The organism is Ruegeria sp. YTSA168 (genome assembly GCF_059610045.1).
In genome coordinates, this window is the sequence record NZ_JBXWMW010000001.1 from 376,807 (window position 1) to 402,858 (window position 26,052).

34 protein-coding genes and 1 tRNA gene are annotated in these 26,052 nt (G+C 57.5%); 19 read left to right on the top strand and 16 right to left on the bottom strand.

All coding sequences use genetic code 11. The features are described from left to right. Positions 1-94 precede the first annotated feature (94 nt). Positions 95-883, bottom strand: coding sequence for a ribose-5-phosphate isomerase RpiA (rpiA, locus tag AC2FFE_RS01885; RefSeq protein WP_496845702.1), 789 nt, complete (start codon positions 881-883; stop codon positions 95-97). A gap of 168 nt (positions 884-1,051) precedes the next feature. On the opposite strand from rpiA, the gene AC2FFE_RS01890 reads away from it, so the two are divergent. The 4 genes from AC2FFE_RS01890 to AC2FFE_RS01905 are packed head-to-tail and all read left to right on the top strand — an operon-like array spanning position 1,052 to position 4,529. Continuing rightward, on the top strand, positions 1,052-1,753 hold the full coding sequence (locus AC2FFE_RS01890) for a glutathione S-transferase family protein (protein ID WP_496845703.1): 702 nt from the start codon (positions 1,052-1,054) through the stop codon (positions 1,751-1,753). A 1-nt stretch (position 1,754) separates the two neighbouring features. Further along, complete coding sequence (locus AC2FFE_RS01895) at positions 1,755-3,131, top strand: L-serine ammonia-lyase (RefSeq protein ID WP_496818657.1); 1,377 nt, start codon at positions 1,755-1,757, stop codon at positions 3,129-3,131. Between the two features lie 21 nt (positions 3,132-3,152). Further along, positions 3,153-3,569, top strand: a complete 417-nt coding sequence (locus AC2FFE_RS01900; RefSeq protein ID WP_496818658.1) for a GFA family protein — start codon at positions 3,153-3,155, stop codon at positions 3,567-3,569. Between the two features lie 45 nt (positions 3,570-3,614). Then, positions 3,615-4,529 (top strand): DMT family transporter, encoded by a 915-nt coding sequence (locus tag AC2FFE_RS01905; protein WP_480547856.1) that lies wholly within the window; start codon positions 3,615-3,617, stop codon positions 4,527-4,529. Here AC2FFE_RS01905 and AC2FFE_RS01910 read toward each other — a convergent pair. Then, positions 4,474-5,202, bottom strand: coding sequence for a thiamine diphosphokinase (locus AC2FFE_RS01910; RefSeq protein WP_496845704.1), 729 nt, complete (start codon positions 5,200-5,202; stop codon positions 4,474-4,476). The genes AC2FFE_RS01905 and AC2FFE_RS01910 overlap by 56 nt on opposite strands. A 100-nt stretch (positions 5,203-5,302) precedes the next feature. Between AC2FFE_RS01910 and AC2FFE_RS01915 the strand changes: the two genes are divergently transcribed. After that, on the top strand, positions 5,303-6,826 hold the full coding sequence (locus AC2FFE_RS01915; RefSeq protein ID WP_496818660.1) for a hypothetical protein: 1,524 nt from the start codon (positions 5,303-5,305) through the stop codon (positions 6,824-6,826). Between the two features lie 55 nt (positions 6,827-6,881). Here AC2FFE_RS01915 and AC2FFE_RS01920 read toward each other — a convergent pair whose 3' ends face one another. The 5 genes from AC2FFE_RS01920 to nthA form a co-directional block, all read right to left on the bottom strand. After that, positions 6,882-7,118 carry a DUF2842 domain-containing protein gene (locus AC2FFE_RS01920; RefSeq protein ID WP_496845705.1) on the bottom strand — a complete coding sequence of 79 codons (237 nt, stop codon included), beginning with the start codon at positions 7,116-7,118 and terminating at the stop codon, positions 6,882-6,884. Next, entirely contained in the window at positions 7,118-8,413 is a 1,296-nt protein-coding gene (locus AC2FFE_RS01925; RefSeq protein WP_496845706.1) for an adenylosuccinate synthase, read from the bottom strand. Before AC2FFE_RS01925 ends, AC2FFE_RS01920 begins: the two co-directional genes overlap by 1 nt. Before the next feature lie 219 nt (positions 8,414-8,632). Beyond that, positions 8,633-8,968 carry a nitrile hydratase accessory protein gene (locus AC2FFE_RS01930; RefSeq protein WP_496845707.1) on the bottom strand — a complete coding sequence of 112 codons (336 nt, stop codon included), beginning with the start codon at positions 8,966-8,968 and terminating at the stop codon, positions 8,633-8,635. After that, positions 8,965-9,642 carry a nitrile hydratase subunit beta gene (nthB, locus tag AC2FFE_RS01935; protein WP_496818664.1) on the bottom strand — a complete coding sequence of 226 codons (678 nt, stop codon included), beginning with the start codon at positions 9,640-9,642 and terminating at the stop codon, positions 8,965-8,967. Before nthB ends, AC2FFE_RS01930 begins: the two co-directional genes overlap by 4 nt. Continuing rightward, positions 9,639-10,253 (bottom strand): nitrile hydratase subunit alpha, encoded by a 615-nt coding sequence (nthA, locus tag AC2FFE_RS01940; protein ID WP_496845708.1) that lies wholly within the window; start codon positions 10,251-10,253, stop codon positions 9,639-9,641. The genes nthB and nthA overlap by 4 nt, the downstream gene beginning before the upstream one ends. Positions 10,254-10,404: 151 nt before the next feature. Between nthA and secG the strand changes: the two genes are divergently transcribed. From secG to AC2FFE_RS01995, 11 genes are all read left to right on the top strand, one after another. Continuing rightward, the gene (gene secG, locus AC2FFE_RS01945; RefSeq protein WP_170533101.1) at positions 10,405-10,770 is read left to right on the top strand and encodes a preprotein translocase subunit SecG; all 366 of its coding nucleotides are present in this window, start codon (positions 10,405-10,407) and stop codon (positions 10,768-10,770) included. Between the two features lie 160 nt (positions 10,771-10,930). Beyond that, on the top strand, positions 10,931-12,574 hold the full coding sequence (gene pyrG, locus AC2FFE_RS01950; protein WP_496818666.1) for a CTP synthase: 1,644 nt from the start codon (positions 10,931-10,933) through the stop codon (positions 12,572-12,574). Between the two features lie 97 nt (positions 12,575-12,671). Then, complete coding sequence (locus tag AC2FFE_RS01955; protein ID WP_496818667.1) at positions 12,672-13,445, top strand: isocitrate lyase/PEP mutase family protein; 774 nt, start codon at positions 12,672-12,674, stop codon at positions 13,443-13,445. 75 nt (positions 13,446-13,520) lie between these two features. Beyond that, positions 13,521-13,814 (top strand): DUF1330 domain-containing protein, encoded by a 294-nt coding sequence (locus AC2FFE_RS01960; RefSeq protein ID WP_496818668.1) that lies wholly within the window; start codon positions 13,521-13,523, stop codon positions 13,812-13,814. A gap of 42 nt (positions 13,815-13,856) precedes the next feature. Beyond that, entirely contained in the window at positions 13,857-14,306 is a 450-nt protein-coding gene (locus tag AC2FFE_RS01965) for a tellurite resistance TerB family protein (RefSeq protein ID WP_170532523.1), read from the top strand. A 20-nt stretch (positions 14,307-14,326) separates the two neighbouring features. After that, positions 14,327-14,764 carry a tellurite resistance TerB family protein gene (locus tag AC2FFE_RS01970; protein WP_496845709.1) on the top strand — a complete coding sequence of 146 codons (438 nt, stop codon included), beginning with the start codon at positions 14,327-14,329 and terminating at the stop codon, positions 14,762-14,764. A 5-nt stretch (positions 14,765-14,769) separates the two neighbouring features. Beyond that, complete coding sequence (locus AC2FFE_RS01975) at positions 14,770-15,498, top strand: phosphate/phosphite/phosphonate ABC transporter substrate-binding protein (RefSeq protein WP_496845888.1); 729 nt, start codon at positions 14,770-14,772, stop codon at positions 15,496-15,498. Positions 15,499-15,638: 140 nt separating this feature from the next. Further along, on the top strand, positions 15,639-16,415 hold the full coding sequence (locus tag AC2FFE_RS01980) for an ABC transporter ATP-binding protein (RefSeq protein ID WP_496818670.1): 777 nt from the start codon (positions 15,639-15,641) through the stop codon (positions 16,413-16,415). A 33-nt stretch (positions 16,416-16,448) separates the two neighbouring features. Beyond that, positions 16,449-17,198, top strand: coding sequence for a transporter substrate-binding domain-containing protein (locus AC2FFE_RS01985; RefSeq protein WP_496818671.1), 750 nt, complete (start codon positions 16,449-16,451; stop codon positions 17,196-17,198). A 78-nt stretch (positions 17,199-17,276) separates the two neighbouring features. Then, the gene (locus AC2FFE_RS01990) at positions 17,277-18,164 is read left to right on the top strand and encodes an ABC transporter permease (protein WP_496818672.1); all 888 of its coding nucleotides are present in this window, start codon (positions 17,277-17,279) and stop codon (positions 18,162-18,164) included. 91 nt (positions 18,165-18,255) lie between these two features. Continuing rightward, on the top strand, positions 18,256-19,062 hold the full coding sequence (locus AC2FFE_RS01995) for an ABC transporter permease (RefSeq protein ID WP_496818673.1): 807 nt from the start codon (positions 18,256-18,258) through the stop codon (positions 19,060-19,062). Positions 19,063-19,132: 70 nt separating this feature from the next. Here the strand turns inward: AC2FFE_RS01995 and AC2FFE_RS02000 are convergent. After that, positions 19,133-19,209 (bottom strand) — tRNA-His (locus tag AC2FFE_RS02000). 47 nt (positions 19,210-19,256) lie between these two features. Continuing rightward, complete coding sequence (locus AC2FFE_RS02005) at positions 19,257-19,739, bottom strand: GNAT family N-acetyltransferase (protein ID WP_496845710.1); 483 nt, start codon at positions 19,737-19,739, stop codon at positions 19,257-19,259. A 77-nt stretch (positions 19,740-19,816) separates the two neighbouring features. Here AC2FFE_RS02005 and AC2FFE_RS02010 point away from each other — a divergent pair, with 77 nt between their 5' ends. After that, positions 19,817-20,005 carry a DUF6324 family protein gene (locus tag AC2FFE_RS02010; RefSeq protein WP_496818675.1) on the top strand — a complete coding sequence of 63 codons (189 nt, stop codon included), beginning with the start codon at positions 19,817-19,819 and terminating at the stop codon, positions 20,003-20,005. Positions 20,006-20,011: 6 nt separating this feature from the next. Here the strand turns inward: AC2FFE_RS02010 and AC2FFE_RS02015 are convergent, their stop codons facing one another. Beyond that, complete coding sequence (locus tag AC2FFE_RS02015; RefSeq protein ID WP_496818676.1) at positions 20,012-20,443, bottom strand: MmcB family DNA repair protein; 432 nt, start codon at positions 20,441-20,443, stop codon at positions 20,012-20,014. A gap of 113 nt (positions 20,444-20,556) precedes the next feature. Here AC2FFE_RS02015 and AC2FFE_RS02020 point away from each other — a divergent pair, with 113 nt between their 5' ends. Both AC2FFE_RS02020 and AC2FFE_RS02025 read left to right on the top strand, forming a co-directional pair. Next, on the top strand, positions 20,557-20,877 hold the full coding sequence (locus AC2FFE_RS02020) for an ArsR/SmtB family transcription factor (RefSeq protein ID WP_480547845.1): 321 nt from the start codon (positions 20,557-20,559) through the stop codon (positions 20,875-20,877). Next, positions 20,874-21,299: an SRPBCC family protein gene (locus AC2FFE_RS02025; RefSeq protein WP_480547844.1), complete on the top strand. Its 426-nt coding sequence runs from the start codon at positions 20,874-20,876 to the stop codon at positions 21,297-21,299. The genes AC2FFE_RS02020 and AC2FFE_RS02025 overlap by 4 nt, the downstream gene beginning before the upstream one ends. A 413-nt stretch (positions 21,300-21,712) precedes the next feature. Here AC2FFE_RS02025 and AC2FFE_RS02030 read toward each other — a convergent pair whose 3' ends face one another. The 6 genes from AC2FFE_RS02030 to AC2FFE_RS02055 form a co-directional block, all read right to left on the bottom strand. Continuing rightward, a complete protein-coding gene (locus AC2FFE_RS02030; protein ID WP_496845711.1) occupies positions 21,713-22,225 on the bottom strand; it encodes a hypothetical protein in 513 nt (170 codons plus the stop codon). Between the two features lie 469 nt (positions 22,226-22,694). After that, positions 22,695-23,000: a hypothetical protein gene (locus AC2FFE_RS02035; protein ID WP_496845712.1), complete on the bottom strand. Its 306-nt coding sequence runs from the start codon at positions 22,998-23,000 to the stop codon at positions 22,695-22,697. A 59-nt stretch (positions 23,001-23,059) separates the two neighbouring features. Beyond that, the gene (nusB, locus tag AC2FFE_RS02040) at positions 23,060-23,542 is read right to left on the bottom strand and encodes a transcription antitermination factor NusB (RefSeq protein ID WP_496845713.1); all 483 of its coding nucleotides are present in this window, start codon (positions 23,540-23,542) and stop codon (positions 23,060-23,062) included. Further along, complete coding sequence (locus AC2FFE_RS02045; RefSeq protein ID WP_496818683.1) at positions 23,539-24,090, bottom strand: 6,7-dimethyl-8-ribityllumazine synthase; 552 nt, start codon at positions 24,088-24,090, stop codon at positions 23,539-23,541. Before AC2FFE_RS02045 ends, nusB begins: the two co-directional genes overlap by 4 nt. A 2-nt stretch (positions 24,091-24,092) precedes the next feature. Next, a complete protein-coding gene (gene ribB / locus AC2FFE_RS02050) occupies positions 24,093-25,214 on the bottom strand; it encodes a 3,4-dihydroxy-2-butanone-4-phosphate synthase (protein WP_496845714.1) in 1,122 nt (373 codons plus the stop codon). A 108-nt stretch (positions 25,215-25,322) separates the two neighbouring features. Beyond that, entirely contained in the window at positions 25,323-25,910 is a 588-nt protein-coding gene (locus AC2FFE_RS02055; protein WP_496845715.1) for a riboflavin synthase, read from the bottom strand. Between the last annotated feature and the right edge of the window lie 142 nt (positions 25,911-26,052).

The window sequence follows — 26,052 nt, forward strand, 5'->3', positions numbered from 1 at the left end:
TTGGATATCTGGGCGCAAAAAGTCAGCTGCCAACCCCTTGCCGCGCAGAACTTGGTTTTTTCATCCATAGGGCCGTGTATCGAAAGGGTCCGGATCAATCCGCCAGATCCGAAAACAGGTTCTCGCGCGCGCCGCTCAGCAGCTGATCCATCTCGATCGTGCCTGCGTTGATGTCCCTCAACTCGACCCGACCATCCCCATGGCCCACGATGACCTTGTCGCAAATATCGATAAACAGACCATTCTCAACCACGCCAGGCACCTGATTGAGCACCAGCGCCATCTGGCGGGCGTTGCCGATGCGTTGCAGATGCAGGTCCAGGACATGGTTACCCTCGTCCGTCACATAGGGGGCCTCGCCATTCATCCGCAGCGCACAGTTGGTGCCCAGCACATCCATCGTATCCAGAACTTCTTCGATCAGGGTGCGCGTAGTCTGCCAGCCGAAAGGGATCACCTCGACTGGCAAGGGAAACGCACCGAGGGTTTCGACCTCTTTGCCTGCATCGGCAATCACCACCATTTGATCGCTGGCGGTCGCCACGATCTTTTCCTGAAGATGTGCCCCGCCGCCACCTTTGATAAGGTTCAGATCGCCATCGAACTCATCTGCTCCGTCAATCGTCAAATCCAGCCACCCGGCCTGATCCAAAGAAACGACCTCGATCCCGACCTCACGCGCCAGCTGCGCCGTTCGGGTCGAGGTAGGAACACCCTTGATCCGCAAACCGTCCTGCGCCACCCGCTCGCCCAACCGACGCACCAGCCAGGCTGCGGTTGAACCGGTTCCCAGCCCGACACGCATTCCGTCTTCGACCATGTCAGCCGCGCGCCTTGCCGCGACATATTTTGCGGTATCGATTGGCGACATCTCAGCGGTCATCGGCAGCTTTCCCGAATTGTTTTTTTTTGAGTTATACGGAATGCAAAACGCAACTGCGAGACCCAATTCATGCCAGAGCCCCAGGAAAGTCTGCTGAACTACGCGTTTCCCATCGGATACGTCGCAATCATGCGTTCCCCTGTTCGCTTTGCACCATAGATACGCGCCATGACACAGCCCTATCGCCTGCATTATGCCCCCGACAACGCCTCACTGGTGATCCGGCTGGTGTTGGAAGAGATGGGCTTGCCCTATGAAACCCTGCTGGTCGATCGCGGCCAGAACGAACAGGACAGCGCCGCCTATCGTGCGCTGAACCCAAACGGTCTGATCCCGGTTCTGGAAACGCCGCAGGGAGCGATTTTCGAGACCGCTGCCATCCTGCTGTGGCTTGCCGACACGCAGGCACACCTTGCCCCAGCCGCCGATCACCCGGATCGCGCGGCATTTTTGAAATGGTTGTTCTTTGCGTCGAACACGCTGCACGCCGATCTGCGCATTCTGTTCTATGCCGAGAAATACATCGCCCCATCACAGGCCGAGGCCCTGCGCGCCGGCATACGGCCCCGGTTGCAGGCGCATCTGCAAAATCTCGACGTCGTCGCAAAACAAGCCCCCGATTGGCTGCATGCCGATCAACCCTCGGTCCTGACGTATTACCTGGGATGCATGATGCGCTGGATGGCGCTCTATCCTGCGAAAGCCGATCGTAGCTGGTATCAACTGGCAGATACGCCCTATTTGCAGAGAATCCTGATGCAACTGGAATCGCGTCCTGCGACCCGTGCCGCCATCGCCGCCGAAGGGCTTGGGGCCAATCCGTTTACTTCGCCTACTTACGCCACTCCTCCAGAAGGGTCAGCTGTCTGACATGTTCCTCTCGGTTTTTGATATGTTCAAGGTGGGCATTGGCCCGTCTTCCTCGCACACGATGGGCCCGATGGTGGCTGCGGCGCGTTTTCTGGACATGATGCGCGCATCGCCATTCGAATTTGCTGGCCTGCGCGGGTCGCTACACGGGTCGCTGGCCTTTACAGGGGTTGGTCACGCCACTGACCGGGCCACCATTCTGGGCCTCGCCGGATTTGTGCCCGAAACCTACGACCGAGACAAAGCCGAGGCTGCGCTGGCTTCAATCGCCGAAACCCACACGGTTTCGCCTGACAATCTGCCAACCCTGAATTTCGACCCCAAAGCTGATTTGGTCTTTGACTATGACCACACCCTGCCCGGTCACGCCAACGGGATGATCCTGATGGCAACCGACGCGCAAGGCGATGTGATTTTGCGGCAGGTGTTTTATTCCATCGGCGGCGGCTTTGTCTTGACCGAAGAGGAACTGGCCGATGGCAAAGCCACGGATGAAGGCGCCCCGCCCGTTCCGTTCCCCTTCAAATCTGCCGCTGAGATGTTGGAGATGTCCAAAACCAGCGGAAAATCCATCGCACAGATGAAGCGCGACAACGAGGTCGTGCGCGGCTGTGCAGACAGTTTCGCCAAGGGATCAGCCCGGTTGTGGCAGGTCATGAACGATTGCATCGAGCGTGGCCTGGCGACCGATGGCATTCTTCCCGGCGGCCTGAAGGTACGAAGACGGGCCAAAGGCATCTATGATGCGCTGATAGCCGAGCGTGGCATGAACCTGACCGCCCCCCACACGATCAATGACTGGATGAGCGTCTACGCGATGGCTGTTAACGAGGAAAACGCCGCTGGTGGCCAGGTTGTAACCTCGCCGACCAATGGTGCGGCAGGCGTGCTGCCTGCGGTCATACGCTACTATCTTGACCACGTACCGGGTGCATCGGAAAGCCATGTCGAAGATTTCCTTTTGACCGCCGCCGCGATCGGTGGATTGGTCAAGTTCAACGCCTCGATCTCGGGCGCTGAAGCGGGCTGTCAGGCCGAGGTTGGCAGCGCCTCCGCCATGGCCGCTGCTGGATTGTGCGCAGTGATGGGAGGCACGCCTGAGCAGGTGGAAAACGCGGCAGAAATCGCGCTGGAACATCATCTGGGCATGACCTGCGATCCCGTTGCAGGCCTTGTGCAGGTTCCCTGCATCGAACGGAACGGGTTGGGCGCGATCAAAGCGGTCTCTGCCGCGTCACTGGCGCTGCGCGGTGATGGGCAGCATTTCGTGCCGCTGGATTCGGTGATCGAAACGATGCGCCAGACCGGCCAGGACATGCACGAGAAGTATAAGGAGACATCGCTTGGCGGTCTGGCCGTCAACGTGCCAAACTGCTGACGGAATAACGGAGGGGATGTAATGCGCGGACAGTGCCTGTGTGGCAATATCAGCTACCACGTCGACCCTCCGGTTCTGTCCTGCGTCACTTGCCATTGCGACAGCTGCCGCCGTCAATGCGCCGCACCGATGACCACATATTTCGGGATCCGCGACGGTCAGTGGCGCTGGACCGGTGAAGAGCCCAAGCGCTTCAACTCTTCTCCCGGAGCAGAGCGCAGCTTTTGCCCCCATTGCGGAACCCCGATCTCATTTCGATCGCGCAAGATGTCCGATGTGCTGCATCTATATGTTGCAACCCTGGACAACCCCGAGGCGTTGCAACCGACCCTGCATGTGGCGCATGAGGAAAAGCTGAACTGGCTCAAGCTTGGTGATGGTCTGCCCACCTGCATCGGACCGGATTACACAAAAGTTCAACCTCTGCCCGACGCCTGAGAACAACGCTTTCCACAGTGATCCGAAACGGTTAGCGTCGCGCCCATGACACAGGATCGTCCCGTTTTCGGCATCGTTCTGATGCTTGGTTTCTGCGTGCTCGCACCGCTTGGCGATTCAATCGCCAAGCTGCTGGGCGAATCCACTCCGCTGGGGCTGCTGGTGCTGGTCCGCTTTGCGATTCAAGCGGTGATCCTGATCCCGCTGGTGGCCGCAACGGGCCGACCCTGGCGCATGCGGGGGCGCGTGCTTCGTCTGACCGTGTTCCGCACCGGTCTTCATATCATCGGCATCACAGCGATGTTCAGCGCGCTGCAATTCCTGCCACTGGCAGATGCGGTCGCTATTGCATTCGTGATGCCCTTCATCATGCTGCTGCTTGGAAAGTATGTGTTGAATGAAGAGGTCGGCCACCGGCGTCTGATCGCATGTGTTGTCGGATTTGCTGGCACTTTGTTGGTGATCCAGCCAAGCTTTGCCGAAGTAGGATTGCCCGCCTTGCTACCACTGATCGTTGCCGTGGTTTTTGCGCTGTTCATGCTGGTCACCCGACAGATCGCTAAGGAAACCGATCCGGTATCCTTGCAGGCGGTTTCGGGAGTGATGGCTACGATCTTTCTGCTCCCCCTCATACTGTGGGGAACCCAATCCGGAATTTGGGAGCTGTCTTTGGTCATGCCAACCGGCAACGCCCATTGGTTGTTGCTGGCCATCGGCATTCTAGGAACCGTCGCCCATCTTTTGATGACATGGTCGCTACGCTTTGCGCCATCGGCAACGCTGGCCCCAATGCAATATTTGGAAATCCCGGTGGCAACCCTGTTTGGTTGGCTGATCTTCTACGATCTGCCCAACGGGATCGCAGCGCTTGGCATCCTGATCACCATGGCCGCCGGGCTGTATGTCATTCTGCGAGAGAGGGCCACCGCCCGGTCTGCCCCGACAGAAACACCTGCATGACCTGATCCAGTGCGGCGCGCGGCACCATGACCAGCAGCCCGGGCCCATCCAGGCTCAGCTGAACCTGCGACACCACTTGGTTCGAGGTTCCAACTTGCCCATCCGGCTCAAAAACCAGCTTATCGATGGACCATTCCAGACCCTGGCTTTGTCCCGTCACTCGGCGCAGCGGGAACAGAGAGATAACATCGCCCGGCGTCAAATCCAGAATGATCGATGGAGGCGCGTGAAACACCACCTCATGTTCCCCCAACAAGATACAAACCGGGCTGGGTCGTGTGACCAGAGCATTGAGCACCGCCAGTTGGTGATCCAGACGTCCGCCCAGAAAACCAGCCCCAATCACAAGCGGGGCGTCGATGCTGCGCAGGGCTTTATCAAAATCCGTGCTGTCCTGTTCATCAATCTGAAACAGACGGTCCGCGGGTATATGCCCGCGCGTAGCCATGCTTATTGAATCAAAATCACCGATCACGGCCTCGGGCATAACGCCCGAATCAACCAGAATCGATGCGCCGCCATCCGCAGCGACCACTGAATTGACACGTTTCAGCACCAAACTCAGGTCGGAAACCCCAATTTGCCCCCCTCCAACCAGGCCAATTGGGCCGTTTGAACGCACAATTGGCTTATTTTTTCTCAGATTGATCATTTTTTTCGGATTTGGACACATTGAGACCACAAATTGATAGGTTCATGTAGAGCTGTAAGCCAATGTGTGCGCCCGATTCTGGGTAAGTTGGCTTTGTTAGTTTGTAGAGGACGTGTGTCTGATGGTACAGAATAAGAAGGTGTTAACTGTTTCTTATGGGGCCTTTTCCTGCACTTTAGAAGGGTTCGACAATTCGTTTGAAACACTCAAAGCCATTGCAGACTACTTCCGCGAAATCGCAGCAGATGATCGGTACTTCGGTTCGGAACCCCCACGACTGGATGCTGAAATGCTGTCGCGCATTGCCCAAGGCGACAAAGCCCAACACGTAGAGGCCCGGCAAGATGAAACCGGCCTGCTTCTGCGCGCCACAAAAACCGCGCCGGACACCGCGCCCGAGACTGCCACAAAGGATGCAGCCATGTCCTCGCCCCGCCCGCCATCGCCTTCGACCGTTGCCGCCCCCTCTTCGGTTGAACACCCCGCAACTGACGTTGAGCCCCTTGCGGCTGACAGCATCTCAGCCAAGTTGCAGCGCATCCGCGCTGTGGTCACGCATTCGAACACAGCCCCGATGACTGATGCCGAAGACGATGATAACTCTCTGCTTGGCGCAAACCCGGCCCCTGTCGATGCGGTAGCAGCCGCGTTTGAAGCCGGCGCTCTGACCGAGGAGGATTTGGAGCCAGCACCGGCAGCAGCGAAACCTGCGGCGAAAGAAGATGCTCTTTCCGCCGTTGCCGAGTTCTTCGAAGACGAAGCGGTAGCGGATGTCCAACCCGGCGATGCTTTGCAAATTGAACCCGAAACCACCACCCAGGATGACACGGTCACCGATGACATCCTGAACATCATGAAAGATCAGAGCGCGGCAGAGCAAGCAGAAGAGACCACCGCCCAGGGTGTTCTGTCCGCCGAGGATGAGAGAAACCTTCTGGATGATATCTCAAGCGTTGAAGCCGAAATGGCAGGCGGCACAGATGCCAAATCCAAAGAAGAAAGCACGTTGGATCAGGACGTTCTTCGCCTGATGGAAAAAGCCGACCAGCAGATGGGCACTCCATCGGCCAGCGACACGCGCGAAACCTATTCGCACCTGCGCAATGCTGTTGCGGCTGCCGAGGTTGATGGCAAGACCGATATGGCAGCGGCAGATCAACCCTATCGCGGCGATCTGGCCTCGGCCGTCAGCCCGCGCCGCCCCGAAATTCAGGTCACCAGCATGCGCCCCGAATCCGATGCAGCGGCGCCTTTGAAACTAGTTGCAGAACAGCGCGTCGATCAGAGCGAGGCGATTTCGGGCCCGGTTGCCCCCCGTCGGGTCAAAACTGATCAAGAGGGCAGCACGGCAGAGGAAAGCGGGTTCGCCCAGTTCGCACACGAACAAGGGGCACAATCTTTGCTGGATCTGCTTGAAGCAGCGGCATCTTATCTGTCCTTCATCGAGGGTCAGGAACAATTCTCGCGCCCACAATTGATGAACAAGGTCCGTTCGTTGAAACAGGATGAGTTCAATCGCGAAGAAAGCCTTCGCTCTTTCGGTCAATTGCTGCGCGATGGTAAAATCCAGAAAGCCGGAGGCGGTCGGTTTGCCGCCTCGAACCTGATCGGATTTCGACCCAACAATGAACGCGCAGTAGGCTGATCACCCCCCTAAACGCAAGGGGCCGAGACATATCTCGGCCCTTTCTCGTTTCGGATCAGTGGTCTTGCGTGTCTTCCTTGCCGACCCCGCGGAAGACAAATTTGAAGGGCAAGGCCCAGACGATCCCCAGGACGACATAAACCAGCAACTCGACCAGAATAGACGGGCGGTCCAGCCAGTTCACAACTGTTACCACCGCCACGATGTAAAGCGGCAGCCCCACCAACAAGATCACCAAGGACCAACGGCGGCGAGCCTTGTAGCTAAGGCCAGGGGCTTTGTCGTCGCTCATCAGTCTGCAAACGGGTCGGTCACCAGAATGGTGTCATCCCGCTCCGGACTGGTGGACAGAAGGGCCACTGGACATTCAATCAGCTCTTCGACCCGACGCACATATTTAATCGCATTGGCAGGCAAATCCGCCCAGCTGCGTGCACCTTCGGTGGATTCGCTCCACCCCGGCATTTCTTCGTAGATCGGCTTGCAGCGGGCCTGCTGATCGGCGGCGGTGGGCAGATAATCCAAACGGTCCCCGTCCAAGTCATAGCCGGTGCAGATCTTGAGTGTCTCAAATCCGTCCAGAACATCAAGTTTGGTCAGCGAGATACCATTGACGCCGCTGGTGGCACAGGTCTGGCGAACGAGGCAAGCGTCGAACCAACCGCAGCGACGTTTGCGGCCCGTAACGGTGCCAAACTCATGCCCACGGGTTCCAAGACGCAGACCATCATCGTCGTCCAGTTCAGTTGGGAACGGCCCCTCACCAACACGGGTGGTGTAGGCTTTGACGATGCCCAGAACGAAATCCACAGATCCCGGACCAATACCCACCCCCGTCGCCGCCTGCCCGGCGATCACATTCGACGAGGTTACAAACGGATAAGTTCCGAAGTCGATATCCAGCAACGCACCTTGCGCGCCTTCAAACAGGATGCGTTTGCCAGCCTTCCGTTTCTCGTTCAGCACTTTCCAAACGGGTGCCGCAAACGGCAAAATCTGCTGCGCGATCTCTTTCAGCTGCGCCAACAGCGCGTCGCGGTCGACCGGTTCAATACCGAGACCTTTGCGCAGCGGGTCATGGTGTTGCAACGCGCGATCGACCCGCGCCTCGAGCGTCGCCTCGTCAGCCAGATCAGCAACACGAACAGACCGGCGACCAACCTTGTCTTCGTAAGCGGGCCCAATGCCGCGCCCTGTCGTCCCGATTTTGGTCCCTTTGCTAGCGGCTTCTTCGCGGGCACGATCCAACTCACCGTGAATGGGCAGAATCAGCGGGGTGTTTTCGGCGATCATCAGCGTTTCGGGAGTGATCTCGACACCCTGCTCACGGATTGAAGCGATTTCTCCAATCAAATGCCAAGGGTCCAACACAACCCCGTTGCCGATAACGCTCAACTTGCCGCCGCGCACGACTCCCGAAGGCAACGCGTTCAATTTGTAGACTTCTCCGTCAATGACCAGCGTGTGACCGGCGTTATGCCCGCCCTGAAAACGCGCGATCACGTCCGCCCGTTCGCTGAGCCAGTCGACAATCTTGCCTTTTCCCTCGTCGCCCCACTGAGCGCCGACAACAACCACGTTGGCCATATCCGGTCCTTTTCGTGCTGAGTAATCAAACTCGGCTCGTATACCGGGGCTCTGGCGGCAGGGAAACCGGTATTTCGCCGCAGATGAAAATCTCGCTGACGCGCGATGCCTCCGGCGGGGATATTTTTAGCCAGGTGAAGACTGGATCCCCTGTTCATCTGGCCAGAAATATCCCGGGGGAGTCGCCCGGAACGGGCGGCGGGGGCAGCGCCCCCTTTTCTAATCTTGCCGCAAATGCACCGGCTGCCCATGAGGCGTGGTCAGATAGGCCTGTTCCCACTCCCGTTGAAGGCTCCACAGATCATCAGGCACCGCCGCGCCACGTTCTGTCAGCAGAGCTTCGAGTGTTTCAAGCCAGGCGTGAAAATAATCATCCCCACCATCCAATTCGCGGCTCAGACCGTTGCGTTTCAGCGTATTCGAAAAGCGCCCTGCCCAGTCGGGCCAATCAAACCAGCCAGCTTCATTCAACGCCACGGTCACGGCAAAGACCTGTGCGTGCCACGGTTCGGCAAAGACCGGTTCGGGAGCAGTGACTTCTAGGCATGTGTTCATGCGGGCTCCAGATAGCTTTGCCAAAGGTCTAACACCACTTCATCCTCGGGATGTTCCAGGTTGGCCCAAAGTTCTGACGAAGGAAACAGAACGGCATAGAGCGGTTCTGGTGCCTCACCCAATCCATGCGCGTTTGAATCGGGCAGGACATGGGCCCCGTGCAGGCGCAGGATTCGTCCCCGTGCTCCTGAAGCGTAGACAGGCAGGCGGGTATGGCCGCCTTCAACCAGACGATTGGCTGATGGATGTGCAGTGACAACATTCTGCCCCGGCGCAAAGCGCGGGGCGATGGTCGAAGGACGATCTGCTGGCCCGCCTTTGGCCAGTGCCGCTGCAACCGCATCCTTCCGCAAGCATTTCACGGAAAGAGGATGCGGTTGGTCCCCGCTAGCGCTTTTCAGATCGTCCAAGGACAGCACGCCTTGTTCAACCAACAGATCGGCGAGGCCGGATATCCATTTCTCATAGTAAGAAAACCGCGCGTAGTCCTTGGGCGAAAGACGCTCACGCGCGTGGCGCGAGATATCTATGTTCCACTGCCCCAGAAACCCTGCCGCCAAAGTGACCGCCAGAGCCCGGGCGTGCCAGTCTTCGGCAAAAACCGGGGTGTTTTCGCCGTCCGGCTGGATTGGCCCATCTCCGAAGCGCCCGCCCATATCGTGAACGCGGGTCATGATGGCACCTTTGCCAGCCCCGTTCCGACCATGCTGTCACGCGTGACCAGTGCCGCCAATTCTTGTTCGTTCAAGTCTTCCGAGCCCGCAGGCCGCATGGGTAGAACAAGATAGCGAATCTCGGCCGTCGAATCCCAGACCCGGACCGCAGTGCCTTCTGGTAGTTTAACGCCAAACTCAGCCAGCACTTTGCGCGGTTCGCGCACGGCGCGGGCGCGATAAGCGTCGGATTTGTACCAGCCCGGCGGAATGCCAAGCAGAGGCCACGGATAACAACTGCATAGGGTGCACACGACCATGTTGTGCCGTTCGGGCGTATTCTCGACCACTACGATATGTTCGCCCTGCCGCCCGTAATAGCCGAGATCCGCAACTACTGAGGTGGCGTTTTCCAACAGCGCAGTTTTGAAGTCAGGATCGCTCCAGGCCTTTGCGATCACATGCGCGCCGTTCTGTGGGCCGATCTTGTTCTGATAAGTATCAATGATCTCATCCAGCGCAGCCGGGTCGATCAGCCCTTTGCGGGTCAGAATCGTTTCAAGCGCTTTGACACGCAAAGCGGGTTCAGGCGGCAATAAGGCATGCGGGTGGTCAGGATCGTCATGGGGCATGGGCCGCAGCCTGCGTCACGTACCAGCGTTCTGTCCAGTCCCTTTGCCGTGATATGAGACATCACGCAGGGTGATGCGAACTCCTGACTTGCCCCCGCTGGCAAACTTGCATAAGTACCACGCGATACACGCTACGCTGTTCGGGACCACCATGGAAAACGTCGTTCTCATCATCCACCTTCTGTTGGCTTTGGGCCTGATTGCCGTTGTGCTGATGCAGCGGTCCGAAGGCGGTGGCCTTGGGATGGGTGGCGGCGGTGGTGGCGCCATGACCGGGCGTGCAGCGGCGACCGCGTTGGGTAAGCTGACCTGGATCTTGGCTGCCTGCTTTATCGTGACCTCGATCACGCTGACGATTCTGGCGGCGCAGAAGTCTTCGGGCAGTTCGGTGATTGACCGTTTGGGTGTTCCGGCCCCGGCCGCGACTGAAGAAAGCACACCGGCGGTTCCGTCGGCGGATGACCTACTGCCCCCCGCACAGGGCGACAACGCACCGCTGATCCCGCAAGCCGACTGATACACAAAACCTAGAAATCTTAAAGAGAACTGCAACAGCATCTTGCGGTTCTCTTGCGCTATGGGCGCGAATCCTTTATATGTGAAGTCCCGTGGTGCTGCGGTTTTTTTCAAGCCGCCGGGCAGCTGATAATGACGTCTCACGGGAGCAGCCGAAAAACATGGCGCGATTTATTTTCATCACTGGTGGTGTGGTTTCATCCTTGGGCAAAGGGCTGGCTTCGGCGGCTTTGGGTGCTTTGCTGCAAGCCCGGGGATATTCGGTGCGTCTGCGCAAGCTGGACCCCTATCTGAACGTAGACCCGGGCACGATGTCGCCGTTCGAGCATGGCGAAGTCTTTGTCACCGATGATGGGGCCGAAACCGATCTGGACCTTGGTCACTACGAACGTTTCACCGGTGTGGCCGCGCGCAAGACCGACTCGGTCAGTTCGGGGCGGATTTATTCCAACGTGCTGGAGAAAGAGCGCCGCGGAGACTACCTCGGCAAGACCATTCAGGTGATCCCCCACGTCACCAATGAGATCAAGGATTTCATCGCCATCGGTGAGGATGAGGTTGATTTCATGCTGTGCGAAATCGGTGGCACCGTAGGTGACATCGAAGGCCTGCCTTTCTTTGAAGCCATCCGTCAGTTCAGCCAGGACAAACCGCGCGGCCAGTGTATTTTCATGCACCTGACGCTGCTGCCCTACATCAAAGCCTCAGGTGAGTTAAAAACCAAACCAACCCAACACTCGGTGAAAGAGCTGCGCTCAATCGGTCTGGCCCCCGACATTCTGGTTTGCCGGTCCGAGGGGCCGATCCCGACCAAGGAACGCGAGAAGCTGGCGCTGTTCTGTAACGTGCGCCCCGATAGCGTGATCGCGGCCCAAGACCTGTCCACAATCTATGACGCCCCGCTGGCCTACCACCGTGAAGGTTTGGATCAGGCGGTTCTGGACGCGTTCCAGATCAGCCCCGCCCCTAAGCCCGATCTGGCGAAATGGGAGGACGTCAGCGACCGCATCCACAACGCCGAAGGTGAAGTGAAGGTCGCAATCGTCGGCAAATACACCCAGTTGGAAGATGCCTATAAGTCGATTGCCGAGGCGCTGACCCATGGTGGTATGGCCAACCGGGTTCGGGTCAAAGTCGAGTGGGTCGATGCCGAGATTTTCGATACCGAAGATGCGGCCCCGCATCTGGAAGGCTTCCACGCGATCCTCGTGCCTGGCGGGTTTGGTGAGCGTGGCACCGAAGGCAAGATCAAGGCGGCGCAATATGCGCGCGAGCACAAAGTGCCGTATCTGGGTATCTGCCTCGGCATGCAGATGGCGGTGATCGAAGCCGCGCGGAATGCAGCAGGCATCACAGAGGCCGGTTCTGAGGAATTCGACCACGAAGCCGGTAAAAAGCGTTTTGAACCCGTAGTTTATCACTTGAAGGAATGGGTTCAGGGCAACCATAAGGTGGAACGCAAAGTCGGCGACGACAAGGGCGGCACCATGCGTCTGGGAGCGTATAACGCGGTTTTGGCCGAAGGTTCGAAAGTGGCCGCGGTTTACGGTGGCACTCAGATCGAGGAGCGGCACCGCCACCGCTATGAGGTGGACATAAAATATCGCAAACAGCTTGAAGGTGCTGGCCTGAACTTCTCGGGCATGTCGCCGGATGGACGTCTGCCGGAAATCGTTGAATGGACAGATCACCCGTGGTTCATCGGGGTTCAATATCACCCTGAACTGAAATCCAAACCCTTTGATCCGCATCCGCTGTTCCGCGACTTTGTACGCGCGGCCAAGGACACCTCACGCCTGGTCTGATGCGGCCGTTGCAAAGTGATGTATTGACACAATTAAGCGCTTAGCGATTGCCCGGCATGGGGTTAACTGTTGAACAAGCTTCGACAGGAGAACCCCCATGACCACCCAATCCCAACGCGCCGAAACTTTTTCCAGCCTGCACAAAAAGGGTGATCCCGTCATCCTGTTCAACATCTGGGATGCCGGCAGCGCCGGTGCGGTGCGTGACGCCGGTGCGCAAGCGATCGCAACAGGTAGCGCACCTGTCGCCATGGCGCGAGGCTATTCCGATGGGCAGGATTTCCCTATGGAAGCTGCCTTGGATAATGTCAGACGCATTGTCAATGCGGTTGACCTGCCCGTGACGCTGGATTTCGAATCCGGCTATGCCGTTGATGCGGAAGCAATTTCAGACAACGTTGCCCGCGCGCTGGACTGCGGCGTGGTCGGGTTCAACTTCGAGGATCAAATCATTGGCGGAGATGGTCTTTACCCCATCGCAGTCCAAACCGCTCGGGTCGAAGCTGTACGCAAAGCCTGCGACGGGGCTGGTATACCGGCCTATATCAACGCCCGCACCGATATATTCCTGAAAGCCCCGGCTGAAACCCATGACGCAGCCATGCTGGACGATGCAATCGCACGTGCCGCCGCGTATCAATCCGCTGGGGCCAGCGGTTTCTTTGCCCCCGGCCTGAAGGATGAGGCGATGATTAGACAGCTTTGCGAAGCAACCGACCTGCCCGTCAACATCATCGCCCTGCCCGGCACGCCGGACACCCCACGCCTTGCAGAACTTGGGGTCGCGCGGGTCAGCTATGGCCCTGTGCCCTACCGGCAGATGATTGCGTGGCTGACAGAACAGGCGCGCGCGGCAATCAACTACGGCTGATCCCTCTTACGGATCGGGATTGCTATTTTCGTCAATTCTAAGCACCTTTCCCGGGAAACTGGGCAGGAGGCTTTGATGAGCAAAGGCTATTGGGTGGCCCATGTCGATGTGGACGACATGGAGAGATACAAAGACTATATCGCAGCAAATGGTGAGGCATTCGCCGCCTATGGCGCCCGATTTCTGGTGCGCGGCGGCACGCGCGAGCTCAAGGAAGGCGGCGCACGTGCCCGCACTGTAGTAATCGAATTTCCCAGCTATGAAGACGCGCTCGCCTGTTATGAAAGCGAAGGGTATCAATACGCCAAAAGCCTGCGTGACCCGGTGTCGAACGGCGATCTTGTGATCATTCAGGGCTATGACGGGTAGTCATCGCTTGGCGTGCCACAAAATATGGGATAATCTGCGCTTATGTTGAAGAAGTTCTTTCAGGCGTTCCGACCGCCCCAAACCGAGCATTTGCCCGATCCTGATGCTGAATTGGCGTTGGGCGCTTTGATGGTGCGCGTGGCTCAGGCGGACCGGGACTATAAGCTGGAAGAAATCAGCCTGATCGACCGGATTCTGGCACGCCTGTACGAACATAATGCTATTGAGGCCGCCAAAGTGCGTGCCACCTGCGAAAAACTCCATGCCGCCGCGCCAGAAACGGATACGTTTGGCAAACTGATCCGCGAAACTACCGATCTGCAGGAACGCCTCGCGGCGCTTGATGCGTTGTGGGAGGTCGTGCTGGCCGATGGAGATTCGGATGAGGGTGAGATTAAGATCGTAGAAGAAGCGCGCGCAGCGATGGGCCTTAGCTTCAACGACAGCAAGGCAGCACGCGAACGGGTGCAAAGCCGCTTGGAAGCCAGCTAACCCGCGTCTATATCTATGTCATGTTTAGTGATTTTCTGTCCCGGCTGACACAGCCCGCTCCCGACCCGCTTCCCGATCATGATGCCCGTCTTGCGCTAACGGCTTTGCTGGTGCGCATCGCCCGGTCCGACAATGATTATGCCGATTCCGAGATGGCACGGATCGATAGGATCTCGACCCAACGCTATGGTCTGTCCCCGTTCGAAGCGGCCGGACTGCGCGCACGTGCCGAAGATCTTGAGGCTGAAGCCCCCGATACCGTTCGCTTTACCCGTGCCATTAAGGAGGCCGTTGCCTACGAGGATCGGCTGGCCGTCGTGCAGGCCATGTGGTCAGTCGCCTTGGCTGATGGGCAGCGCACAGGCGAAGAAGATTCCCTGCTGCGCCTTGTGGTTAGCTTGCTGGGCGTTAGCGATGTGGATTCGGCGCTGGCCCGGCAAAAGGCTGCACAATCGTGACAGCGATGCTGGGCATGTATGACATGCCTGCCCTGCAGGCCGCCAATGATCGATTCTGGTCACTGATCCGCACCCATCTTGGATTTGGCTGGGCGCAACTGGATCGGCATCGAGATGTTTGGGAGATCTGGCAGGACCCTGGTCTGGTATTCGCCCAGACCTGCGGCATGCCCTACCGCACCCGCCTTCATGGCCACGTTCAACTGGTCGGAACGCCGGACTATGGATTGCCGGGCTGTCCGGCTGGTCACTATTGCTCGGTCTTTGTGGCGCGATGCGACGATCCGCGCGACCTTGCCGACCTAGTGATGGGACGTTTCGCCTATAACGAGGCGCTGTCGCAATCCGGTTGGGCTGCGCCGATCACCCATCTGGATGATTTGGGTTTGAAACCCGCCGAGCTCATCCAAACCGGCGGGCACGCCCTGGCCGCCCAAGCCGTTGCCGACCACGACGCTGATTTTGCCGCCTTGGATGCACTGACATGGGCGCTGTTGAAGAAGCATACGGATCTGGGCCGGTATCTGCGCGACGTTGTCCACACATCACCAACCCCCGCGCTGCCCTACATAACATCGCTTACCCAGGACCCGGATCAGATTGCAGATGCCGTTCGCGCAGCCATCATCGCTCTCTCAGAAGAAGACCAGCGCCTCCTTCACATCCGTGGGTTGATCAATATTCCCGCCGAAGAATATCTGGCCGTTCCCACACCCCCTCCACCTGCAGCCTGATTGCACAGTCTCTACTCATTTTGACAATAACCTCTGGTCAATTCGGCAGATTCGATCCCTGATTCTGTGATTTGCGCATTGCATTGTGCCGGATTTTCCGTCCTATTAGCGCATCAATACCAGCAACAACGGGATCCTTCGTGTCAGACCCATCAGCCGTCATCGAGATCAAGAACCTTCATAAAAGCTTCGGCAATCTCGAGGTGCTCAAGGGTGTCGACATCACCGCAAGGCGCGGGGATGTAGTCTCGCTCATCGGATCATCCGGATCGGGAAAATCAACCCTGTTGCGTTGCTGCAACCTATTGGAAGACAGCCAGCAGGGCGAAATATTGTTCAAAGGCGAACCCGTGCAATGGGCTGGCAAAGGCCATGCCCGCCACCCCGCAGACCCAAAGCAGGTTCTGCGTATTCGGACCAACCTGTCCATGGTGTTCCAGCAGTTCAATCTTTGGGCACATATGACCATCCTGCAAAATGTCATGGAGGCCCCGGTCACCGTTTTGGGCCGTGACAAGGCCGAAGTCGAAGACAGTGCGCGAAGGTACCTTGATAAGGTTGGCATCGGTGACAAATGCGACGTCTACCCGGCACAGTTATCCGGTGGTCAGCAGCAGCGTGCCGCAATCGCGCGCGGATTGTGCATGGAACCCGAGGCATTGCTGTTTGACGAGCCAACTTCAGCCCTGGACCCCGAACTGGAACAGGAAGTGATCAAAGTGATCAAAGACCTGGCCGCCGAAGGCCGGACCATGATCATCGTAACCCATGACATGCAGATGGCTGCCGATATCTCAAGCCACGTGGTATTCCTGCATCAAGGGCTGATCGAAGAAGAAGGCACGCCCGAGGATATCTTTACCGCCCCTGAATCCAAACGACTTCAGGGTTTTCTGTCTGCTACCAAAGCGGCATAATTTCGAAAACAGAACCAAACTGGGGAGTAACCAATGAAAAACCTGATTCTGTCCACCGCAGCACTGGCGCTGACCGCCGGTATCGCCATGGCCGACACTGTGCGCATGGGTACCGAGGGCGCCTACCCTCCGTATAATTTCATCAACGATGCCGGCGAGATCGACGGGTTCGAGCGTGATGTAGGCGACGAGCTGTGCAAGCGCGCCGGTTTGGATTGCGAATGGGTCAAGAATGACTGGGATTCGATCATTCCAAACCTGGTTTCGGGTAACTACGACACCATCATCGCGGGTATGTCGATCACCGACGAACGCGATGAGGTCATCGACTTTACACAGGACTATTACCCGCCAACCGCGTCGGCCTATGTCGCGACCTCTGACGCAGCCGATGTGACCGGCGGTGTTGTTGCTGCGCAAACCGCCACCATTCAGGCGGGCCACGTCGCCGAAACCGGCGCGACTCTGGTTGAATTCGCGACCCCGGAAGAAACCATCGCAGCCGTCCGCAACGGCGAAGCCGATGCCGTTCTGGCCGACCGCGACTATCTGGTGCCGCTGGTCGAAGAATCGAGCGGTGAGCTGGTCTTTGTCGGCGATCCGGTTCCACTGGGCGGTGGCGTCGGCATGGGCCTGCGTGAAAGCGACGGTGAACTGCGCGGCAAGTTCGACGAAGCCATCACGTCGATGAAAGCTGACGGCACACTTAACGAGATGCTAATCAAGTGGTTCGGTGAAGGCACCGCCACATACGGAGCTGACGGTTCGGTCGTCACCAACTGATACTGACCTGTTACGGCCCGGCGTCCTTGCGCCGGGCCCATTCCGGCCTTGCCGGACCAGACGTTCGAAAGACGCCTTATGTTCTCCTACTGCGCTGATCCTGACACGCTGGGCACGTTCCGCTGGTTCTCGTGCTATCTGACCAATGGCGTCCACTGGTCGTTCTACGTCTCATTCATCAAAGTTCTGGCCTTGCTGGCTGTGACCGCACCCGTCGCGCTCGGATTTGGCTTTGCAGGCGCGATGGCCGCACGGTCTCACTTTCCGCCTCTCAGTTGGCTGGGCAAGGCCTATATCGCGATTGTGCGCGGTGTGCCTGACATTGCCTTTTTCCTGTTCTTCGTCATCGCGCTGGATCAGGGGTTCGAATGGATCCGCCACAAGATCCTCTGCCCCGACTGGACAGATCCGATCCGTCAAGGCAACGACTTTCTGGTGTGTCAGGCCGCCAAGTTGCCGCTTGGGACCTCGCCAGAATGGGTGCATGAGACTTACGGCTTCTTCCTTGCGGTAATCACATTCTCCATCGTGTTCGGCGCTTTCGCTGCCAATGTCCTGTTCGGCGGAATGCGCGCTGTGCCGCATGCGCAGCTTGAAACGGCCGAGGCTTATGGCATGACCCGCAGCCAGACCTTTTGGCGCATCCTTGTTCCGCAAATGTGGGTATACGCGCTGCCCGGCCTGTCAAACCTGTGGATGGTTCTGATCAAGGCCACGCCGCTTCTGTTCTTACTGGGTGTCGAAGACATCGTCTATTGGGCCCGCGAACTGGGCGGCACCAAAACATCGCGCTTCACCGACTATCCCCATGGCGACTGGCGTATGTGGTACTTCCTCGCCCTGCTGGTCTTTTATCTTAGCATGACCCGCGTGTCCGAAATCGGGCTCGAAAGACTGATGCGCCGCCTGTCCCACGGTCAGGCCACCTCGGGCGGAGAGCTTCTGCGCAAGGAAACCACGGCATGACACTCGCGTATCAAGACACCAACCGGGTGCCGCACGCCATTGCGCTACAATCGTTTTCTCACGCGCCGTCTCCTTTTGAAGGAGCCCGAGCATGAGCTGCATCCAGACCATTCAGGACTATGGCCTGCGTTCCCTTGGATATGGCGAACGCCTGCTGCCCAAGACCGATTTCACCCTGTGTGAGCACTTCACCCTGATTGGTTCAGGCATGATCTGGAATATCTATTTCGGCATCATGGCAATGGTCACGGGGTTCTTTCTGGCGACCGCGCTGGCGGTCGGAAAAGCATCGCCCAACAAGTGGCTGCGCAAACCGTCCGAGTGGTTCATCTTTCTGTTCCGGGGCTCACCGCTCTTTATCCAGTTCTTCTTCGCCTATTTCTTCTTCCTGTCGCTGAAGAAACCCTATCCGATGTTCGACGCGTTCACCTCGGCCTGGCTGGGGGCGTTGATCGTACTGTTCCTGAACACCTCCGCCTATTCGGGTGAGATCTTCTATGGCGCGCTGCGCTCGATCCCAAAGGGCGATCTTGAGGCTGCCGATGCCTATGGCATGTCCGGCTGGGCCCGGTTCCGCCGCATCGTCTGGCCGACCATGTTGCGGCTAGCATGGCCTGCCTACACAAACGAAGCGATCTTTGTGTTCCAGTCAACAACACTGGTCTTTTTCTCGGCCTTCCCGGCTTGGCAGCAGCGTGGAGACGCCTTGTACTATGCCAGCTACTTCGCAGACAAAACCTTCAACCCGTTTGTACCCTACCCGATTTTGGCCTTTTATTTCATCCTGTTGACACTAGTCATCGTGTGGGGCTTTGGACAGGTGAACAAGCGCCTGAACCGCCATCTGCCCGTCGCAAGACAGAGCAAGATGAAATTCAGATTAAATCTGGCGCGCTGACCAAACGCGCTGGACTCTGTAGATCAAACAGGTTTGATCACGCAGCAATTTGCTTGCTATGTGGGGAAGATGGTACCGCCTCCCTGGCTTGAACAGGGGACCTCTGGATCCACAATCCAGCGCTCTAACCAACTGAGCTAAGGCGGCACTCGTGAAGGGCGATGTACCGAACGCGTCCGGGGATTGCAAGAGGATTAAAGCTGAATTTTCCAGCTTTGTTCGACAAGATCGACCCCAAAAGAATGCACCGGTTTACTGCCCGTCAGCTGCCATCCATTGGCCTGATACAGCGCACAGGCAGCCCGGTGGCTTTCATGGGTCCATAGCTGCATTTGCTGGTATCCGGCCCGCTTGGCAAAGCCCATACAGGTCTCCAGAAGCCGCTTGCCCAAACCCAGCCCGCGCGCCTCTGGCACCAGCAGGAACAGCCGCAGTTTCGCAGTCTGTGCGTCCAGCCTGACACAGAAGATACTGCCCAGCCTTTCACCTGCGCGTTCGGCGATCCAGCCAGTTTCGCAGGATGGATCATGATTGGAAATGAAATCCCGAAGGATGCTTGCAACCAGCGGTGCAAAACTGTCGTCGAAGCCTTCGTCGCGCGCATAAAGCGTGCCGTGCCGTTCGACCAGCCAGGGCGCATCATCGGCCCGAAACGATCTGAGAACTACTTCTTCCATTCCATATCTGACCGCAAAGGCGGCTTGATTCTCAACCCTTTGCGCGCTAGCACAAATGCTCAGTCCCGGAGGCGAGTATGGGTATCAACACCGAACGCGAGATTCAGGCCAACCTGCAGATCGGTCCAACCGATCAGGGTATGGTGCGTCTGTTCATCGAGGCCGATGGCCTTGAAGTCCCCATGGATTTCGACCCGGAAGAGGCTGAGGAAATCGCCGAGGAGCTCCGCGCCGCAGCGCAAGCCGCCCGCGCCGTTGGTGGCTGAACCTTTCTAAAGTCGCGGATCACGCAGCATGTGCAGACGCCGTGCCGCATCGGTTGCAAATTTCTGGATCATCTTCTTACGCCGCGCCGGGGCCAGTTTGTCTTCTGGCGCCATTCGAATGATTTCGGCGTCATAGGCATCAGCAATGATCAGGCCAGTTTCGTCCGGCAATAGTTCCGTCGGAAAATCTGTATCAACGGCCCAAAAGAATCGATCACACCACTCCAGATACCCCTGCCACTTTGCGTCTGACTGATAGTCCGCGCGGCTGGACTTGCACTCGATCACCCAAAGTTCACCTTTGGGACCCAGCCCCATAACATCGACCCTAAGACCACGGGCTGGCACGAATTCCTCAACAGAAACAAACCCATGCGCCGCAAGGTGGCGCGCGACGCCGCGTGCGAGTTTCTGTCCAGGTTGCAAATCCAAAGTCATGAAAAAAATGTGAACAATCAGTGAACAAATGTAAAGCACAGATCCAAGCTTGACATGATACCTTTTGGTATTTAATTAATATGACACCGAAAGGTACTACTTATGAGGCACCGATGGAGAACCTAACTCAAAACGCGTTTCGTGCGCTGGCCGATCCAACCCGTCGAGACATCGTCAAACTGCTGGCGTCCGAGGACATGACGATCGGCCAGTTGACCGACCGGTTCGACATGACCCGCGCCGCCGTGAAGAAGCACCTGACAGTCCTGTCCGATGGCGGGTTGATCACGGTGGAAGCTCGCGGCCGGGAACGCATCAACCGAATAGAACCACAGGGCATGGCGCCTGTTCTGGACTGGTTCAGCTATTTTGACCAGTTCTGGGATGATCGCCTTAGCTCTCTTAAAGAAGCAATTGAAAGGAAAAACAAATGAGCAATGCTGTGTTGCAAAAATCCATTTTCCTGCGGGCCGAGCCGGACACGGTCTGGGCCTACCTGACCGAGCCCGAACGGCTTGCCGAGTGGTTTCACAAACCCGAACGAAAACTGGCCAAAGGCCAGAAGCTTGAGATGTTCGGAACCACCAGCGGCGATCTGCTGATCTGGGGTGAAGTCCGGGAAGCGCGCGCGCCAGAATATCTGGAATACACGTTCACCGTCAAACCGATGGGCGACGCTGTCAGCGTAGTCAAATGGACCCTGACACCCGTAGCGGGTGGCACACGCTTGAGCCTGCTACATGAAGGCCTGCCCCAAACCGCCGAGGCCTTTGGCCTGATCCTGGCGCTGGACAATGGCTGGGACGAGCATTTCGGCAAGATGCGCGCTGCCCTGCACGAGCCGGTCGACGCCTGATCTGTGCACAAACCCCTTGTACGAACCCGCCCGACGCCCTAACTAAGCGCTTGGCGGGTTCTGCCCTTCTTGTGACTGGTAGCATTCTGGTGGCCTTAAGCAATTCCGAGGGGGCTGGCTCTGTTCAGGTCCTGGCCTGATTACCTGGCGCCCACCTGTACATACAGGTCCTCGGGAATCAAACCGCACGGTTGACTGGTGGTCCCGCCGCATTCCAGAACTGGCTAAGAACGCCACTCACGTTCGCCTCTTAGGGCTCAAATTTCAGGCTGAATTAGCAACAGGTTCAACGAGTCTACTCTGATAGCCTGGTACTTCCTACCTCAACAACCGCTTTGCGGGACAAATCGGACTTGGACCGACGAACGTCGGATGTCCGTTTCGTCAGCCGAATCCCGTGACTGTCGATTAAGTCAATTGTTAGTGCCCTCTTTTGAACCCGCTGATAAAGAAGACAGTATTGTTCGCGCGGATTTGACTTCCTCGACCAAATCAGGTCTGGAAAGGCCAACATCTCCAAGCAACTGCCTCAATTTTTTGGGGTCATTTAGTAGCAAGGGGTTTTCATTTAGCTGCGCTCTCTCGAAAATGGTGAGCCGCTTGGTAAATACTTGTGGGTCGCCAGCAGGGTTTTTAGTCTTGATGAAAATAAACGGACCCGCATCAACAACTGCGTCACCTTCTGTCTTTTCCAGAGCCGACAACAGCTGTTGCACAGCTTTGGCTTCCTTTAGCTCACTAGGATTAGGGTTGCCAAAAACAGCAAAATCCGCCGCCTGCATGGCGGGCTGAGCCCTTGAGAATATGGACCTTAGTACAGGCAGCGTCTTCGAGTGCGTTGCCAGATAGTCAAGCAAAACCAGAGCGCAGATCGCAACTGCGGCGCCGAGACCACCAATTATAAGGAACCAGTCAACATCTGCCATCTACTCCTCCAAAAGTAGATAAAAAAGAGCGCGAGACACAAAGTGCAATACCAGGGCGAAGATGCCGATGGCCAGAAATTTCACATCAATGTAAGTGTACGGATCAAAAGTTCCTTCTGGGTCAATAAATGAATTGACCACAGGTCTAGCCATACCTAGTCCGAACACTGTTAGAGCTATTGTGTTCAACGAAGAAGCAGATAGCTTCAGTCTCTCATTGTACTTTTTTTGTTTGACGCCCAACGATACTCTCCACGATACGATGGCTTGAATGCGACAAAATCTGTTCAGCCAGATTGTCTGAGCACTACATCCTGCACTATGCCCACGAGTCTCGCAGACAGCGGACCTTGATGCAACTTGCAGCATTGGTGATCTTGGGCTCACAACGGACAATTCCAGTGCCACCGTTCACCTCTCGATCAGAAAGATCACGAGGGACTCCGGGTGATCTGGCCTAACACCCGATTCAACGTGAAACACTCGCCTCTTGCTTGATCGCGACCGGCTTCAAATCATGAACAACCGGCGTGCCCCCGCGTGGGCCTTTTGGCTTCTCGGCCATGCTCATGATCTTGTAGCCAAACTGGACGCCCGCGAAGACGATCCCGTTCATAAACCAGATCATCAGCAAGGCGATCAAGCCGACATCTGAGCCAATCATCAGGCTCCGCAGATTGGCCACATTGAATGCAAGCAACACCCCGACAAACACCGCCGAGATGACAAATCCCCAGACAACCTGCGTGATATATAGACGGATCAGTTTGGGCATGGCAGACCTCCTTGCGCTGTGGACATGAGTCTAGCGCCTGTCAGCCTGCCGTAAAGGCGTCAGAACGCCTCGGGCTGGGCCTCGCGCGCCATGTGATCCAATACGGCGTTGACGAATTTGGGCTCTTTGCCGTCTGGGAAAAAGGCGCGCGCAACGTCGACGAATTCGGTGATGACCACTTTGGGGGGTGTGTCGCTTTGGGTCAGCTCGGCCCCGGCGGCGCGGAACAGGGCCCGTAAGGTCGGGTCGATGCGCGCAATCGGCCATTTGGCGACCAGCGCACGGTCGGTCATCTGGTCAATCTGGGCCTGATAGTTCACCGCATTGTCGACCAGCGACCGGAAGACGCTGATATCGCCATCCAGCATCTCATCCCCTTCATAGACAGCGCCAAACCGGTGATCCAGAAACTCGGTCACGACCGCCTCAGTGGTCTGGCCCGATTGCTCCATCTGGAACAGCGCCTGCACGGCATAAAGCCGGGCCGCGGATTTCATCAGGCGTTTCTGGTTGGCCGGTTTCGGCGCGTTTGTCTGGTTCATGCTGTCGTGGGTCCGTTGCTGTCGCCCGCCACAAGGATGGACTCGGACGGCGGCTTGAATCCGACGCCCTTTTTGGAAGAGCCCCACTTACGGCTGAGCGCGATCAGATGCAAGGCCGCAGCAGCCGCGCCACCGCCTTTATTCATCTTTTCTGGATTGGCGCGCACCTCGGCCTGTTCGTCATTCTCGACCGTCAGGATACCGTTGCCGATGCACAGGCCTTGCAGGCCCATCAACTGAATGGCACGGCTAGAGTCGTTGCAAACGGTTTCGTAATGCGTGGTCTCGCCTCGAATGACACAGCCCAGCGCAACATAACCATCGAAATTGCAGTGGCGATCAGCCATGGCGATAGCGGTAGGAATTTCCAGCGCACCAGGAACCTCGACAACCTCGCAGGTCCCGCCAGCCGCTTCGATTTCGGCCATGGCGCCTGCGATCAGGTTGTCGGCAATCGCACGGTAGAAAGGGGCTGCCACGATCAGAAGTTTGACCGGCTTGTCAAATTTGGGTGTCGGCAGGATGCCATGTTCGTCTTGAGCAGCCATGATCAGTCTTCCTTCAGGATCGAGCGGGTGCCGACGATGGACAGGCCAAACGCGTCGAGCCCCAGATATACGGTTTCAGGTGAATCTGTCAGCAGAACCAGTTCCTGAACGCCCAGCTTGGACAGGATCTGAGACCCGAGACCCGTTTGCTTGATTGTCCGTGGACCTTCATCCTCAACCGCGTAGAGCGAATTGCGCGGCTGGCGGAACAGGCAGACGACCCCCCGACCCTCTTCCGCGATCTTCTCCATCGCACGCGGCAATTCGCGCGAAGATTTGGGGCCGAGGCCCAGAATATCCGGTGCTTCATGCAGGGCGTGAGTACGGGTCAGGACAGGCTCTAGCGTGGTGATGTCACCTTTGATCATGACGACATGCTCGATGCCATGAAGCTGATCGGTGAAAAGGCGCATTTCCCATTCGCCACCATATTCCGACGTCACTGTCTCGCGTGAGGTTTCGACCACCAGATTATCATTGCGCGACCGGTACGCGATCAGATCACTGATGGTGCCGATCTTCATATCATGTTCTTGCGCGAATTCGACCAGATCCGGCAGGCGCGCCATGGTGCCGTCAGCCTTCATGATCTCACAGATCACGCCCGACGGGTTCAGCCCCGCCAGGCGCGAGATATCGACAGCAGCCTCAGTATGGCCTGCGCGCACCAGCACCCCGCCCCGCTTGGCCCGCAGCGGGAAGATGTGGCCCGGGGTGGCAATATGGGCCATCGTATTCTGTTCGTTGATCGCGGTGGCCACGGTCAGCGCCCTGTCGGCGGCAGAGATACCCGTCGAAACTCCCTCGCGCGCTTCAATCGAGACGGTGAACGCAGTTTCGTGACGCGATGAATTGTTCACCGCCATCATCGGCAGGCCCAGATTGTCGATCCTTTCCGCCGTCATCGGCAGACAGATCAGCCCGCGCCCATGGGTGGCCATGAAATTGATCGCCTCGGCATCCGCGAATTCAGCGGCAATCACCAAATCGCCTTCGTTTTCGCGATCCTCGTGATCGACAAGTATATACATCCGGCCTTTGCGCGCCTCTTCGATGATCTCCTCAATCGGGCTGATCGCATCGCGCAGCTGGGCCTCGACCGGACCGGGGGTTTCAAAGCTCATGGGGCAGCCTTTCACAAGAGCATTTCTGCAACGCGGGATAGACCACACCGCGCCCAAAGGCCAGAGCGCAAACGGCGTGCACGGGTCAGGACGCGACGAATATTTGCCTCAGGACATCTCGGCCAGGCGCGCGACATAGCGGGCCAGCGTGTCGATCTCAAGGTTGACCTGATCCCCAACGGTGACATCGCCCCAGGTGGTCACTTCTTTGGTATGAGGAATAAAGTTGATGCCGAAATCGCACCCCTCAACATCGTTCACGGTCAGGGATGTTCCGTTCAGCGCAACCGACCCTTTGGGGGCGATGAAACGAGCCAAATCCTCTGGCGCGCGCAATGTGACCCGCGTGCTGTCGCCCTCATCCTTAACCGCAACAACCTCGGCGACACCATCCACATGGCCCGAAACAATATGGCCACCCAGTTCGTCGCCAACCTTCAGAGCGCGTTCCAGGTTGACACGTTTGCCAGGCGTCCAGCTGTCCAGATTTGTTTTCGACACCGTCTCGGCGCTGACTTGCACATCATACCAGTCATCGCCCAGTGCAATCACTGTCAGGCAGACACCGTCGCTGGCAATCGAAGCACCGATATCAATGCCATCGGTCTCATAGGCTGTCTGAATGCGCGCCCGCAGATCGCCTTGCTGCTCTAACTCGGTAACGGTGCCGATATCCGTGACGATCCCTGTAAACATTCTGTTAACCCTCGATCCCTAACCTGATCCTGACTTTAGTCGCTGAGGTACGACCTTCACCAAGCGCGGGCAAGGACCGACCGCTCAATTAAGGCACAAATGAGTAAAAAACTGAGACAATCAGGCATAGTTTCGCCCAAAA